The 14,278-nt window shown below is 56.6% G+C and carries 13 protein-coding genes; 5 read left to right on the top strand and 8 right to left on the bottom strand.

Annotation, left to right across the window (positions count from 1 at the left end):
* Positions 1 to 570: 570 nt before the first annotated feature.
* The 4 genes from BOW53_RS03325 (at position 571) to BOW53_RS03310 (ending at position 3,164) form a co-directional block, all read left to right on the top strand.
* Positions 571 to 1,449: a prepilin peptidase gene (locus BOW53_RS03325; protein ID WP_078486091.1), complete on the top strand. Its 879-nt coding sequence runs from the start codon at positions 571 to 573 to the stop codon at positions 1,447 to 1,449.
* Between the two features lie 14 nt (positions 1,450 to 1,463).
* Complete coding sequence (gene coaE, locus BOW53_RS03320) at positions 1,464 to 2,072, top strand: dephospho-CoA kinase (RefSeq protein ID WP_078486090.1); 609 nt, start codon at positions 1,464 to 1,466, stop codon at positions 2,070 to 2,072.
* A gap of 109 nt (positions 2,073 to 2,181) precedes the next feature.
* Positions 2,182 to 2,961 (top strand): cell division protein ZapD, encoded by a 780-nt coding sequence (gene zapD / locus BOW53_RS03315; RefSeq protein ID WP_078486089.1) that lies wholly within the window; start codon positions 2,182 to 2,184, stop codon positions 2,959 to 2,961.
* 2 nt (positions 2,962 to 2,963) lie between these two features.
* Positions 2,964 to 3,164, top strand: coding sequence for a DNA gyrase inhibitor YacG (locus tag BOW53_RS03310; protein WP_078486088.1), 201 nt, complete (start codon positions 2,964 to 2,966; stop codon positions 3,162 to 3,164).
* 23 nt (positions 3,165 to 3,187) lie between these two features.
* On the opposite strand, the gene BOW53_RS03305 is transcribed toward BOW53_RS03310, so the two are convergent.
* The 4 genes from BOW53_RS03305 to BOW53_RS03290 form a co-directional block, all read right to left on the bottom strand.
* On the bottom strand, positions 3,188 to 4,135 hold the full coding sequence (locus tag BOW53_RS03305) for a Nudix family hydrolase (protein ID WP_078486087.1): 948 nt from the start codon (positions 4,133 to 4,135) through the stop codon (positions 3,188 to 3,190).
* A 13-nt stretch (positions 4,136 to 4,148) separates the two neighbouring features.
* Positions 4,149 to 5,360 carry a bifunctional glutamate N-acetyltransferase/amino-acid acetyltransferase ArgJ gene (gene argJ, locus BOW53_RS03300; protein ID WP_078486086.1) on the bottom strand — a complete coding sequence of 404 codons (1,212 nt, stop codon included), beginning with the start codon at positions 5,358 to 5,360 and terminating at the stop codon, positions 4,149 to 4,151.
* A gap of 21 nt (positions 5,361 to 5,381) precedes the next feature.
* Entirely contained in the window at positions 5,382 to 8,168 is a 2,787-nt protein-coding gene (secA, locus tag BOW53_RS03295) for a preprotein translocase subunit SecA (protein ID WP_078486085.1), read from the bottom strand.
* A 128-nt stretch (positions 8,169 to 8,296) separates the two neighbouring features.
* Positions 8,297 to 9,142: a M23 family metallopeptidase gene (locus BOW53_RS03290; protein ID WP_245831980.1), complete on the bottom strand. Its 846-nt coding sequence runs from the start codon at positions 9,140 to 9,142 to the stop codon at positions 8,297 to 8,299.
* Positions 9,143 to 9,338: 196 nt separating this feature from the next.
* Between BOW53_RS03290 and BOW53_RS03285 the strand changes: the two genes are divergently transcribed.
* Positions 9,339 to 9,785, top strand: coding sequence for a DciA family protein (locus tag BOW53_RS03285; protein WP_078486083.1), 447 nt, complete (start codon positions 9,339 to 9,341; stop codon positions 9,783 to 9,785).
* 25 nt (positions 9,786 to 9,810) lie between these two features.
* Here BOW53_RS03285 and lpxC read toward each other — a convergent pair whose 3' ends face one another.
* From lpxC to BOW53_RS03265, 4 genes are all read right to left on the bottom strand, one after another.
* Positions 9,811 to 10,722: a UDP-3-O-acyl-N-acetylglucosamine deacetylase gene (gene lpxC / locus BOW53_RS03280; protein ID WP_078486082.1), complete on the bottom strand. Its 912-nt coding sequence runs from the start codon at positions 10,720 to 10,722 to the stop codon at positions 9,811 to 9,813.
* A gap of 229 nt (positions 10,723 to 10,951) precedes the next feature.
* On the bottom strand, positions 10,952 to 12,142 hold the full coding sequence (gene ftsZ / locus BOW53_RS03275; protein WP_078486081.1) for a cell division protein FtsZ: 1,191 nt from the start codon (positions 12,140 to 12,142) through the stop codon (positions 10,952 to 10,954).
* Between the two features lie 75 nt (positions 12,143 to 12,217).
* Positions 12,218 to 13,453 carry a cell division protein FtsA gene (ftsA, locus tag BOW53_RS03270; RefSeq protein WP_078486080.1) on the bottom strand — a complete coding sequence of 412 codons (1,236 nt, stop codon included), beginning with the start codon at positions 13,451 to 13,453 and terminating at the stop codon, positions 12,218 to 12,220.
* Positions 13,454 to 14,212: a cell division protein FtsQ/DivIB gene (locus tag BOW53_RS03265; protein ID WP_172838749.1), complete on the bottom strand. Its 759-nt coding sequence runs from the start codon at positions 14,210 to 14,212 to the stop codon at positions 13,454 to 13,456.
* Between the last annotated feature and the right edge of the window lie 66 nt (positions 14,213 to 14,278).

The following is a 14,278-nucleotide window of genomic DNA, read 5'->3' as shown; positions in this document are numbered from 1 at the left end:
CCAAGCCATTCCAGTGGACCAAGAGTGCTGAGAAAATTATTGCCTCGGTGAATAGGGCAAAGAATGCGTTGCCGAATTAACCGCATGGCCCACTAGCGAATGAAAACTCTAATTTTTCAGACCATCCTTAACCTTTAACCTCTCTCTTTCCACATAACTGTAGGTCAGATAGAGTCAATTATGGTCACGTAGCAGGCATTTAAGCAGCTACATCTCTATGTCCGTTCTCTTTGATCTGCAGCAGAGACTGCCATGCGATATTAAGACTAAAACTTCACATCGATGTAAATCACGATCACTGCATCTAACATCCCACTTCTTGGCCCAACAAGCGAAGAGTGTTTGTTGCATTTTAAAGAAAACACATAGGAGTTGGTTTTGTTGCAAAATGTTGTATATGCTAGCGTTTTGCCCTACCGCAGGGCTTATTTCGCAACACTTAATACTCACAAGCTCACTTAATCGTTTTATATGTCACTGTTTTAGGAGGAATTATGCCACTACCCCACTCATCGCAACATAATTTCTCGTAACTTTATTGGCGGCAAGTAGTCAACCGACTGCACAAACATGTCAATCCATGGCTTACTACAGCTTGATCCAGCTACACTCTACCTCTTTTGTCTTCTTCTGGGCGCAACCGTGGGCAGCTTCCTCAACGTGGTCATCTACCGACTGCCGGTGATGCTTGAGCAGGAGTGGGGTGAGCAGTGCAGAGAACTGCTTGATGTAAAAAGCACCGATGCCCCGGACACCACCCCATTCAACCTTGCAACACCGTCTTCACGCTGTTCGCATTGTGAACACGAAATACGGCCCTGGGAGAACATACCGGTCGTCAGCTACCTGTTTCTTAAAGGGCGCTGCTCCAGCTGCAAAGCGGCGATATCGCCACGTTATCCATTGGTGGAACTCGTCACCGCCGTTCTGACGCTGTTCGTGGTCTGGCACATGGGTTTCACCTGGCAGGCCGCTGCTGCCCTTCCCCTGACCTGGGGGCTGATCGCCTTGAGCCTGATCGATTACGATCACAAACTGCTGCCGGACATCATCGTCATTCCCTTTCTCTGGCTCGGGTTGCTGTTATCAATGCCTGGGGTTTTCACCGACAGCCAATCCGCCATCATCGGGGCTGCCGCAGGGTACCTCTCATTATGGAGCGTATTTCAGCTGTTCAGGTTACTGACCGGAAAGGAGGGCATGGGTTACGGGGACTTCAAGCTATTCGCCCTGTTTGGCGCCTGGCTCGGCTGGCAGTACCTGCCCCTGATCATTCTCATCTCATCGGTTGTCGGCGCGCTGGTCGGGGTTGTGCTGATCGTTCTTCGTGGCCGCGACCACACCATCCCCATCCCGTTTGGCCCCTACCTGGCCACCGCCGGCTGGATCAGCATGCTCTGGGGTGAGCAGATCAACCATGCCTATCTGACCTGGGCCGGCCTGGCCTAGGGCCTGTTGTCACCATGTTCACCGTAGGCCTCACCGGGGGTATCGGCAGCGGCAAGTCTGCCGTCTCGGGGCTCTTCTCTGAACTGGGTGTACCCGTTACCGATGCCGACGAGGTAGCACGGGAAGTGGTTGAACCCGGGCAGCCGGTCCTGGCAACACTTGAAAAACGATTCGGCCCACAGATTCTGGATGTCGAAGGGCGCCTTCAGCGCAAAGTTCTGCGGGAACTTGTTTTCAACGACGAGCGGGCAAGAAAAGATCTCGAGGCCATTCTTCATCCGCTGATCCGCCAGCGTATCCGGCAGCATCTTGCAAACGTCGAATATCCCTATGCCATTCTCTCCATTCCCCTGTTGGTGGAAACCGGGCAGAGCAGCCAGGTCGACCAGGTTCTGGTAGTGGACTGCCCTGTTGATCTTCAGATCAGGCGCATCTGCCAACGCGACGGCATAACCACTGAACAGGCGCAGGCCATACTCGCCGCACAGGCATCCAGGGAAGAGCGATTGAAAGCTGCGGATGACATTATCGAAAACACCGGTGAGATTGGCAGGCTTAAGCCGAAAGTACTCTCCCTGCACCATCGCTATCTTGAACTGGCAGAACAACCTTCCCAGCCATAGGGCTATCCCCTGTTTACCCGGCCACCAAAAATATAAGACAATAGAATATCACAAGGGATAAAGGCTTATCCCACAACAGAAACCGAATAGGGACGCGTCCACGCCTGCCATGCAACCTGCCGTATCTGAAAAAATCATTTACGAGCATCCGCTCAACGAGAGGACACGGACCTTTCTGCGTCTTGAGCACCTGTTCAGACAGACCAATCATCACCTGCCGAACGGGGATATATGGAGCAGCCGGGCAGCAATCGACGCCCTGCTGGATATCATCAACATCTTTGGCAGGGCCGACATCAAGGCAGACCTGATCAAGGAACTGGACAGGCACCGGAACAAACTCAGCGCCATCAAGCAGACCCACGGCGTGGACGTCGAGCGACTGCAGCAAATACTCAATGAGCTGGAGAACATCACCCGGCAACTCCACCAGATAAACGGCCAGGTGTGCCAGGACCTGCGTGAAAACGAGTTCCTGAAAAGCATCATGCAGCGCAGCAGCATCCCTGGCGGCAGTTGCGCCTTTGATCTGCCGATGTATCACTTCTGGCTGGAGCAACCTGCAGAACTGCGGCATGCCAAGCTCCAGGAGTGGATCAATACCCTGGCGCCTATCCAGGCTGCCATCTCGCTGATCCTCTCGCTGATCCGTGGCAGCACCCGCCCCACCCGCGAGGAAGCACCCAAAGGCTTCTACCAGCACAGCCTGGACGCCCAGACACCTGTACAGCTGATCCGGGTAGGCCTGCAGAAAGAGAACGGTCTGTTCGCCGAGATCAGTGGCGGCAAGCACCGTTTCAGTGTCCGTTTCCTGGAACCCAATGATGCGGATAGACCCACTCAGACCCAACAGGATGTAACCTTCTTCCTCAACTGCTGCATCCTCTGACCATGAGCACCGGAAAACAGTATGGTCGCTGCCCAACCTGCAATAAGCGCTTTGAGTGGGACAGTGAGTCTCCCTGGCGCCCTTTCTGCAGCGAGCGATGCCGCTTGATCGATCTCGGAGAGTGGCTCGATGAGGGACACCGGATTCCGGACAAGACGCCAGGGAAGCCGTTCCTTCCCCCTGAAGACGACGACACCTACTGAGGCATAGCCTTGCCTCACCCGGGTTAATCTACAGGCCAAAGCCCCCTGATAGCCGCAAATCCCTGGGCCCCATGGGTTCGTGCCTGGTCCAGTAGTTCCGACGTCATGCCACCGAGGGCATATACCGGCACGGCAATCTCCTCCACCCATTCACGGAAGCGCTCCCAGCCCAGGGGCTCAGCGCCAGGGTGATTCGCGGTTCGGCAGACGGGAGAAAGCACCACGAAGTCCACGCCGATACGTTCTGCCTGCCTCAGCTCCTCCAGGTTGTGGCAGGATGCGGCCACCCAATACTTTTCAGGCAGCGGACGCCTGTCCAGCGCCATTAACCGCCTGCTGTTGAGATGCACGCCATCGGCACCGAGTTCTGTCACCATCCTGGGATCGGAATTCAAAATCAGGCGTGCACCAGGGGAGTTCCGGCAAAGCGACAACGCCTCCTGCGCCAGCGTCCTGAAAGCGGACTCGGTCAACCCCGGCGCCCTGAGTTGAACCAGCCTAAGCCCCTGGCCGAGGGCCCTGCCCAATCTTGCAAGGAACTCCTCCGGCCGCTCAGGATCCGGACCGGTAATCATGTAATCAGCCGGCAGGTTAACAGCATTCACGATAGGGTGATCCGCCTCGGGCAAGGGGTAGGCGCCAAGCTTTTCCGGCATCACCCAGGACAAGGGCTGCCCCTCTAATCCCTTGGGGGAACCATCAAAAGCGGTGACTCGGTGTACATCCAGCAGCACCGATTTATCAGAATAATCGTGTTTAACGCGAATCAGTGGGAAGTGGGCACTCACATCTATACCCAGCTCTTCACGGATTTCTCGTTTCAGTGCCTGGGAGATTGTCTCCCCCTCCTCCACCTTCCCCCCGGGAAACTCCCAAAGGCCACCCTGGTGGAGATGGTCGTGTCTTCGCGTCAACAGGATGCGACCATCCTCATCCGCTATCACCGCCACCGCAACGTGAACGTGCCGCATAAAAGACGACCTGTCAGGTACGATACTCGGCGTTGATCTTGACGTAATCGTAGGAGAAGTCGCAGGTCAACACACGTGTCTGGGCATCTCCCCTGCCCAGGGCCACCCGGATGGTGATCTCATCCCGGTCCATCACCGTCTGCCCGGCCTCCTCCGTGTAGTCAGCCGCACGTCCGCCTTCGGTTACGATGCAGACATCCCCCAGCCAGATCTTCACCTTGTCGATATCCAGATCATTGACCCCTGCACGTCCAACAGCCGCCAGGATCCGGCCCCAGTTCGGGTCGGAGGCGAACAGCGCTGTCTTTACCAGTGGAGAGTGAGCAACCGTGTAGGCCACGCTGCGGACCTCCTCCTGGTCCGTGCCACCCTCGACCAGGATCTCCACCAGCTTGGTCGCTCCCTCGCCGTCCTTGACGATGGCCCTGGCGAGTTCCATGCAGACTTCGCGCACGGCGTCCCGGAGCCCTGCATATCCTGTGGAAGCTACATCATTGATAGGTGAGCACCCACTCGCGCCAGAAGCCATAAGAACACAGGCATCGTTGGTGGAGGTATCGCCATCAACGGTAATTGAATTGAAGGAAGGGGCTACCGCCTGTTCCAGGCAAGCCTGCAGCAACGGTTTATCCACTGCAGCATCTGTAGCCACGTAGGCCAGCATGGTCGCCATGTCGGGGCGGATCATGCCCGAGCCTTTTGCCATGCCTGTGACAGTCAGGGTATGGCCGTCATGCTCGAACTGGCGGGAGATCAACTTGGGTACCATGTCCGTGGTCATGATCGCCCTGGCGGCGTCCGCCCAGCTTTGCTCGCTCAACGCTGCCAGGGCCGCAGGCACCGCCGCGTCAATCTTCTGCACCGGCAGCAGTTCACCGATCACACCGGTAGAGAATGGCAGCACCTGGTTGATGGCACAGGCCTGTGCCGCAGCGACCGCCTTGCAGCTCTCCCTGGCGGCCCTCATCCCATCTTCCCCGGTACCCGCGTTGGCATTACCGGAATTGATCAACAAGTAGTGCGGGGCGGTGGCCTCAAGATGCTCCCTGGCAACGGTAACCGGTGCTGCGCAAAAAGCATTGCGGGTAAATACCGCTGCACAGCTCGATCCCTCAGGGAGTTCAACAATCACCAGGTCATTGCGATCCGGGTACTTTATTCCTGCTGCAGTGGCACCCAGCCGGATACCGGCAACAGGAAGGAACTCCAACTCATCCCCTGCCATGGCATCTATACCCTTACCCGGTCACTGCAACTTGCCGTGACACTGCTTGTACTTCTTTCCCGACCCGCAGGGGCAGGGTTCATTGCGGCCGATTTTCCGGTCACCGCGCACGAAAGGCTGGTGCTGCTCCGGGGCTTCGCTCTCGCCAAAACCGGCAAACTCCTCGTGCTGGAACTGGATCTCGTCAGGCTGCTCCTGGCGCTCAACGGCCATCTCCTCCTGGGCCTGCACCTGGACCTTGGTCAGCACCGAGACCACTTCGTGGGTAATGCTGTTGAGCATGCGGGAGAACATCTCGAATGCCTCGCGCTTGTACTCCTGCTTGGGATTCTTCTGGGCATAGCCCCGCAGGTGGATACCCTGGCGCAGGTAATCCATGGATGCCAGGTGCTCCTTCCAGTTGGCATCGAGAATCTGGAGCATGATCGCCTTTTCGTACATGCGCAGGTTCTCACTGCCCACCAGGGCCTCCTTCGCCGCGTACTCCTGCTCCATTTCACTGACGATACGCTTTCGCAGCGTCTCTTCGTGCAGCGAATCGTCCTCGTCCAACCACTGCTGGACGGAGTACTGCAATCCGTAATCTTTCTCCAGCGCTTCGGTCAGACCCTGGATATTCCACTGCTCCTCGAGACTCTGGGGCGGAACATAGGTATCGATCAGCTCGTTGACCACCTCTTCACGCAGCGCCAGGATGGAACCGGACACATCGTTCACGTCCATCAGACCGTCGCGCTGTTCGTAGACCACCTTGCGCTGGTCATTGGCCACATCGTCGTATTCGAGCAACTGTTTACGAATATCGAAGTTGCGCCACTCAACCTTCTTCTGGGCATTGGCGATGGCCTTGGTCACCCAGGGGTGTTCGATGGCCTTACCCTCTTCCATACCCAGCTTCGACATGATGGCCGAGACACGATCCGACGCAAAGATGCGCATCAGGTTGTCTTCCAGGGAGAGGTAGAAGCGGGTTGAACCCGGGTCACCCTGGCGACCGGAACGACCACGCAACTGGTTGTCCACGCGACGTGACTCGTGGCGCTCGGTACCCACCACGTGGAGACCGCCTGCTTCCAGCACCGCCTGGTGTCGCTCCTGCCAGTCTGAATGAATCTTCTCGATCTCGGCGTGATCATGGTTGGGATCCAGCTTGGCGATCTCTCCCTCCGGATTGCCACCCAGCACGATATCGGTACCACGACCCGCCATGTTGGTTGCGATGGTGACGGAACCAGCACGGCCCGCCTCGGCGACGATCTCCGCCTCGCGTTCATGCTGCTTGGCGTTGAGTACCTGGTGAGCGATCTTCGCCTTGTCCAGAAGCCCGGAGATCAACTCCGAGGTCTCGATGGAGGCAGTGCCGACCAGCACAGGCTGACCGCGTTTAACGCAATCCTGAACATCCTCGATGATGGCGCTGTACTTCTCGTTGGACGTCAGGTAGACTAGGTCGCCCATGTCGTCGCGGACCATCTCCTTGTTGGTGGGAATAACCACCACTTCCAGTCCATAGATCTGGAGGAACTCCGGCGCCTCGGTATCGGCAGTACCGGTCATACCCGACAGTTTGTCGTAGAGACGGAAGAAATTCTGGAATGTAATGGAGGCGAGGGTCTGGTTCTCCTGCTGGATCTGCACTCCCTCTTTAGCTTCCACCGCCTGGTGCAGACCGCCAGACCAGCGTCGCCCGGGCATGATGCGGCCGGTGAACTCGTCAACGATAACGATCTGGCCATCACGCACAATGTAGTCCACGTTTTTCTGGAACAGGGCGTGGGCACGCAGGGCGGCTTTCACGTGGTGCATCAGCGCAATGTTGCTGCTGTCGTAAAGACTCTCACCTTCACCCAGCAGCTCCATCTCCAGCAGCATATCTTCCACGTGCTGGTGACCCTCCTCGCTGAGAAAAGCCTGGCGCGCCTTCTCATCCACCGAGTAGTCTCCCGGACCGAAGTCGGGCTTGCCATCCTCACCCTCGATGGGATCCTGGCGAGTCAGCAGGGGAATGATCTTGTCGATCTGGGTATAGAGGTCGGAACTGCTCTCGGTCGGACCGGAGATGATCAGGGGAGTACGGGCCTCGTCGATGAGAATGGAGTCCACCTCGTCCACCACGGCGAAAAACTTCTCCCGCTGCACGCGCTGGTCGGCGGAGAAGGCCATGTTGCCTCTCAGGTAGTCGAATCCGAACTCGTTGTTGGTGCCATAGGTGATATCGCAGTGATAAGCATCACGCCTGCCGACCTTGCGCAGTTGTGGATAGCCGTCTGTGGCACCCTCATATTCGCGATCGTACTGATAGGAAGACTCGTCCGGCCCCATGCCGCTAGCGGAATTGATAACGCCGACGGTAAGCCCCAGAAAATCGTAAATCTTGCCCATCCAGGCCGCATCCCGTCGGGCCAGGTAATCGTTCACCGTCACTACATGGACGCCCTTGGCAGGCAGTGCATTCAGATATACCGCCAGGGTAGCCACCAGTGTCTTACCTTCACCGGTGCGCATCTCTGCAATCTTGCCTTGGTGCAGCACCATGCCGCCGATCAGCTGGACATCGAAGTGACGCATCTCCAGCACTCTTCGCCCCGCTTCCCGCACAACGGCGAAAGCTTCCGGAAGAAGATCATCCAGGCTGGATCCCGCCGCCAGCTGCTCTCGGAAATAGGCGGTTTTTGATTTGAGCTCATCATCGGAAAGGTCCTGAAGCTGGCTCTCCAGACCATTGATCTGGGCAACAACCTTCGACATGCGCTTGATCAGGCGCTGGTTGCGGCTGCCGAAGACCTTCCTGAGAATCTTACTGACCATGAAATTTCAGTTTCCATTAGTGGTGGCAAAAAGATACGAAATCATACCCCAAATCCGGCTGGGATAGCAGGTCTCTATCGGTCCTGAAACGCGGAAATAAGTTCAATTCCGCAACTGACGACAAAAGGTCAGTTGATTTTTCGGAGATATTTGGATGGATTGAGGGTCTTGCCGTTGCGTACGATCTCAAAATGGACGTGAGGACCCGTGGAACGGCCGGTGGAACCCAGGCTGCCAATCACCTGGCCTTTGGTGACCAAGTCACCAGCCTCGACGAAGATCTTGCTGTTGTGACCGTACTTGGTTGCGTAACCATCAGCATGCCTGATTTCCACCAGGTAGCCGTAGCCGCTCTGTTCCCCCGCAAACGTAACCACACCGGAGGCCACTGCAAAAACATCGGAGTCTTTCTTGCCGGCGATATCAACACCGTGATGAAACGCATTTTTGCCTGTAAAGGGATCTTTTCGGTAGCCGTAACGGGAGGAGATCCACCCCTTTTTCACCGGCCTGCCAGCCGGGGTCGTCTGTTTCTGGAGCTCGATACCCAGCAGCATCTCCTCCAGCAGTTCCAGCTTGTGCTCCCGGTCGTCCAGGGTTCTCGCCAGGCCTTCGATCTCTGCAACCAGTTCCCCGGCCTCAACCGACTGGGCTGTTTCGCTGGCGTCCAGACCACCCCGCGCAGGTGATTCGGAAAAATCAAACTCACCCGTATCCAGTTTGCCGATTATGGCAAGCCGTTCACCCAGCGCATCAATACGCAGGATATGAGACTGCATTTCACCGAGGCGCAGGGCCAATGCGTCGATATGTTCACGGCTTGCCGCCCTGGTCTCTTCCAGGTCAGTCTGTTGCTGACGGATCATGTCGTGCAAAATGCGGTTGGCCCGCTCGCTCTCGCTATTGGCCAAGCGGGTCTGCTGGCCCAGTTCATAACCTGCCCACAGGGAGGTGCCGACAACTGTTGCGAACACCACGCCCACTCCAAATACAAGCTGGCGCAAGGAAAGCGCCTTGCTTCCGGACTTCTGGCAAAATTTGGACAGGAAAATGACTTTCATATTGTCTCTATCAGTCTTAATCTAAACCATGGAAATCAGACAGTAATTCACTATCAAACCAGAGATTCGGGTTACAATCAAATCCCCAGCCCCTTTCAGTCTCCCGGACATGGCAAAAAAAACACGAATTATCAGCGAGTTTCTGCGAACCGATCCAAAAATCAGGGAACTGCTGTCAAAAAACCGCACCCAACAGCAATTGCTGGACAAAGTCCGCTCCCTGCTGCCTCCCCCCCTGGACCTGCACTGCCTCGGGCTGGTGCATGAGGAGCAACGTCTTCTTATTTACACCGACTCATCCGCATGGGCCAGTCGGCTGCGTTTCTTCTCCAAGGATCTCAACACCCAGCTACGCCAACTCGGCATCGGGGTCGAGAAAATCACAATCCGTGTAATGCTTGGAAACAACCCGAAAAAAACCAGACGCCACACTCCCCGGAAACTCTCCCGGAACAATGCGGATCTGGTCAGAGAGACAGCTGAAGCCATCTCCGATCCTGATCTGAGCGCAGCCCTCAAGCGTCTAAGCAGGCACGGCGGCACTGACAGGAGTTAGTTCGTCTAAAGCCTGTTAACAGGTCCTAGGTAGCCTGAACAGGTTTCATGTAGGAGATGGGCACGGCATCTCCCTCATCGAAGGTCACTTCTTCCCAGGCAGTCTCGTCAGCCATCAGTGTTTTCAGCAATTTATTGTTCAGGGCGTGCCCCGATTTGCAGCCGCTGAAGGAACCGATGAGACTGTGCCCCAAAAGGTAGAGGTCACCGATCGCATCCAGAATCTTGTGCTTCACGAACTCATCTTCGTAACGCAGGCCGTCTTCATTGAGAACGCGATAGTCGTCAACCACGATGGCGTTGTCCATGCTGCCGCCGAGGGCCAACTGACGCTCACGCAACATCTCGATATCGCGCAGGAAACCAAAGGTTCTGGCACGGCTGACCTCTTTTACAAATGAGGTGGATGAGAAATCGATAGCTGCGTACTTGGTACGGTCTTCAAATGCCGGGTGATCGAAATCGATGGCAAAGGCGACCTTGAAGCCGTCGAAGGGTTCAAAAGCGGCCGACTTGTCATCCTCTTCGACCACCACCTTACGCTTGATGCGAATGAATTTTTTAGGTGCGTTCTGTTCTTCCACACCTGCAGACTGGATCAGGAAAACGAAGGGGCCTGCGCTGCCGTCCATGATTGGGACTTCTGCAGCACTGACGTCGACATAGGCGTTATCGATGCCAAGGCCGGCAAAGGCTGAGAGCAGATGTTCGACAGTAGAGACACGCACACCGTCATTGACCAACGTGGTGGAGAGGCGGGTATCACCAACGTTGTTCGGACAGGCCTTTATTTCTACCGGCTCTTCGAGATCGACACGGCGGAAAACTATACCTGTGTCAGGTGCTGCGGGCCTCAAGGTCAGGTAGACCTTCTCACCCGTGTGCAAACCCACGCCAGTGGCGCGAATCACGTTTTTAAGCGTGCGCTGCCTTATCATCTTGTCCTTAGTCCCCCGACCGTAAGTGATTCAGGAATAAATTCGTCGAATGTTACCACACCTGCGGCATTTTCAGCCAAACAGCTGCAAAAACAGCCGATTGATTCCTGAAAATCCATCAAACTTGGCCAAACTACGTACGTAATCCCTGCCACCAACTTAGGGAATTCCCCAATAAGTACCTATTTCCCCGATCCATTGCAAGTTTATCACGGTCCCGGAATCCCCCTTAATCCGCCTGGCGACGAAGGAATGCAGGGATGTCCAGGTAATCCATATCCTGTTCCTGTGCCGCGTCAACATAGTTCTGAGCAGCCTGGCGATTGCGAATAGCGGTCGGGCTGTCCAGTTCGCGATAATCCACGGCAGCACCACCTGCAGCAGCAACCGCCCCGGTCTCGACCACGTCTGAATTGACCAGGCGTACGGGAGCGGCCTCCTGCTCGGGCTGGCGCTTGACGTTCAACTCGCCAAGGCCGGTAGCAACCACGGTAACCCGCAGCTCATCCGACATTTCCGGATCGATCACGGTGCCCACCACCACGGTGGCATCATCACAGGCAAACTCCTTGATCGTGCTGCCCACTTCATCGAATTCGCCGATCGAGAGATCCAGGCCTGCGGTGATGTTGACCAGGATACCCTTTGCACCGGAGAGATTGATGTCCTCCAGCAGCGGGCTGTTGATTGCCTGTTCCGCGGCATCCCTTGCCCGGGTCTCGCCACGGGCCGAGCCCGAACCCATCATCGCCACACCCATCTCGGACATCACGGTACGCACGTCGGCGAAGTCGACATTGATCAGGCCCGGACGTGTAATCAGTTCAGCAATGCCCTGCACAGCACCAAACAGTACATCGTTGGCGGATTTGAACGCGGTCAGCAGGCTCATCTCCCGACCCAGAACCGCCAGCAGTTTTTCGTTGGGGATTGTGATCAGGGAGTCGACATACTGACTCAATTCCTCGATGCCCTGGTTGGCGATCTGCATACGCTTGGCACCCTCGAAGGGAAAGGGTTTGGTGACTACCGCCACGGTGAGAATACCCATATCCCTCGCCACTTCGGCAACGACCGGCGCCGCACCCGTACCGGTACCACCACCCATGCCGGCAGTGATAAACACCATGTCCGCACCCTGCAAGGCCTCGTAGAGCCGCTCCCTGTCTTCCAGGGCTGCCTCACGACCGATCTCGGGATTGGCACCTGCACCCAGGCCCTTGGTGATATTGGTACCCAGTTGCAGCAGGGTTCTCACCTCGCTGTTCTTCAGTGCCTGTGCATCGGTGTTGGCGCAGATGAAGTCCACACCTTCAATATTTGCGTTAAGCATGTGGTGAACGGCGTTGCCACCGCCACCACCTACACCCACGACTTTGATTACCGCGTTCTGACTATATGCATCCATCAATTCAAACATTACCTCTCTCCTCTTTCGCCGGACTCGCGGAGTCCGTCACCCGTAGTTTAAAAACCGGTTCACTCCTGAACCGCGTTAAAAATTCCCCTGGAACCAGCTCTTCATGCGACTCCATACTGCCTTCATCCCGCCCCCGCTGGGCATGTCCTGCAGACGCGTGGACTGGTTCTGATTTCCAAACAGCAGCAACCCTACGCCGGTGGCATAGATAGGATTGCGCACAACATCGACAAGACCGGTCACGTACTCCGGCACGCCCAGGCGAACCGGCATGTGGAATACCTCTTCCGCCAGATCGATCAGGCCTTCCATCTTGGAACTGCCGCCGGTCAGCACCACACCTCCGGCGATCAGGTTTTCAAAGCCGCTGCGCCTGAGCTCCGCCAGCACCAGGCCAAGCAACTCTTCATAGCGCGGCTCCACCACCTCGGCCAGGGTTTGCCTCGACAGACGCCGTGCCGGCCGGTCGCCGATACTGTGTACCTCGATTGTTTCATCCCCCGCCGCAAGCTGGGTCAGCGCACAGGCGTAGCGGATCTTGATCTCTTCGGCATGCTGGGTCGGCGTACGCAGTGCCACCGCAATATCGTTGGTCACCTGGTCACCTGCGATCGGGATTACAGCGGTATGCCTGATGGAGCCTTCCGTAAAAATAGCGATATCGGTTGTACCGCCACCAATATCCACCAGGCAGACACCCAGCTCCTTCTCGTCCTCACTCAACACGGCGCAGCTGGAACTCAACTGTTCAAGAATCAGGTCATCCACTTCGAGCCCACAACGGCGGACACACTTGACGATGTTCTGGGCCGCGCTCACCGCCCCGGTCACCATGTGCACCCTTGCCTCCAGGCGCACACCGGACATACCGATAGGCTCCTTGATCCCCTCCTGCTCATCGATGATGAACTCCTGTGGCAGGATATGAAGGATCTTCTGATCCGCGGGAATCGCAACTGCACGCGCCGCATCGATCACCCGCTCCACGTCACTGTGGGTAACCTCGCGATCCTTGATGGCAACAATGCCGTGGGAGTTGAGGCTCCGAATATGGTTGCCGGCAATGCCTGCATGCACGGAGTGGATCTCGCAACCCGCCATCAGTTCGGCCTCTTCCACCGCCCGCTGAATCGACTGCACGGTGGACTCAATGTTCACCACCACACCCTTCTTCAGACCACGGGAAGGGTGAGACCCAATACCGATAATCTCGATCTCGTCCCCGTCCTTGATCTCCCCAACGATAGCCACAACCTTTGAGGTACCGATATCAAGGCCCACGATGAGGTTTTTTTCTGCCTTTTTGGTCATCTAAACCTGTCCCCTACCAGCCGTCTTGCCGTGCTTGGTCTTTACACCAGAGGCCGGCTTCATTACTTCGGTATCACTACCCTGCTCAACGCTGTCCCGGTAAACCGCCAGGCCGTTGGTGTAACGCATATCGATACGCTTCACCGAACTCCCCGGTTTCACCTTCAACCACCCGTAAACCGCTGCGAAGCGCTGCAGGCGCTTTTCTGCATCGACGCTGCCCAGCTGCAGTTCGAGTCCGCGGCGAAACTGCAACATCCACGAGTTGCGCTGATCCATCTTCAGACTTTCTATTTCCAGGCCCAGCGGAGTAACTGTCTCCATCATCTCCCGGTAACGCCGCACAACATCTATAGAGCTTCCCTCCGGGCCACTCAAACCGGGCAGGCCTGCAGGTATCGAGCCTGCTGCCGGTGCAAACACCTCTCCCCTCAGGTTGACCAGCCTGTCCTCACCCCAACGAGCCAGGGGCTCCTGCTCTTCAACCCACATCATCAATGTATCCGGCCACACACGACGGACACTCACCTGGTCGACCCAGGGCAGTCTCAACGCCGCTTCCCTCACCGCATCCACATCGATGGTGAAGAAGTTGCCGGTCACCCGATTACCGACGGCATGTTCCAGGTCAATGCGCTTGAGATGCCTAAAGTCGCCATCGATGCGGACCACCTTCACTGGCAGCACGTTTGGATCACGCAGCTTCAGCACACCCCAGGTGACACCACTGCCCATTGTTGTGGACAGAACCAGCGCCATCAGCCATCGCCCGACGTTTCCCCAATTCACACTGGCGAGTGGCAACGCCTTCTGCGGTCTCTTCTG

The organism is Solemya velesiana gill symbiont (assembly GCF_002020805.1).
Taxonomy (GTDB): Bacteria; Pseudomonadota; Gammaproteobacteria; order Chromatiales; family Chromatiaceae; genus Sedimenticola_A.
Note: the sequence above shows the minus strand (reverse complement) of the source record. Positions and strands in the feature narration are given on the sequence as shown.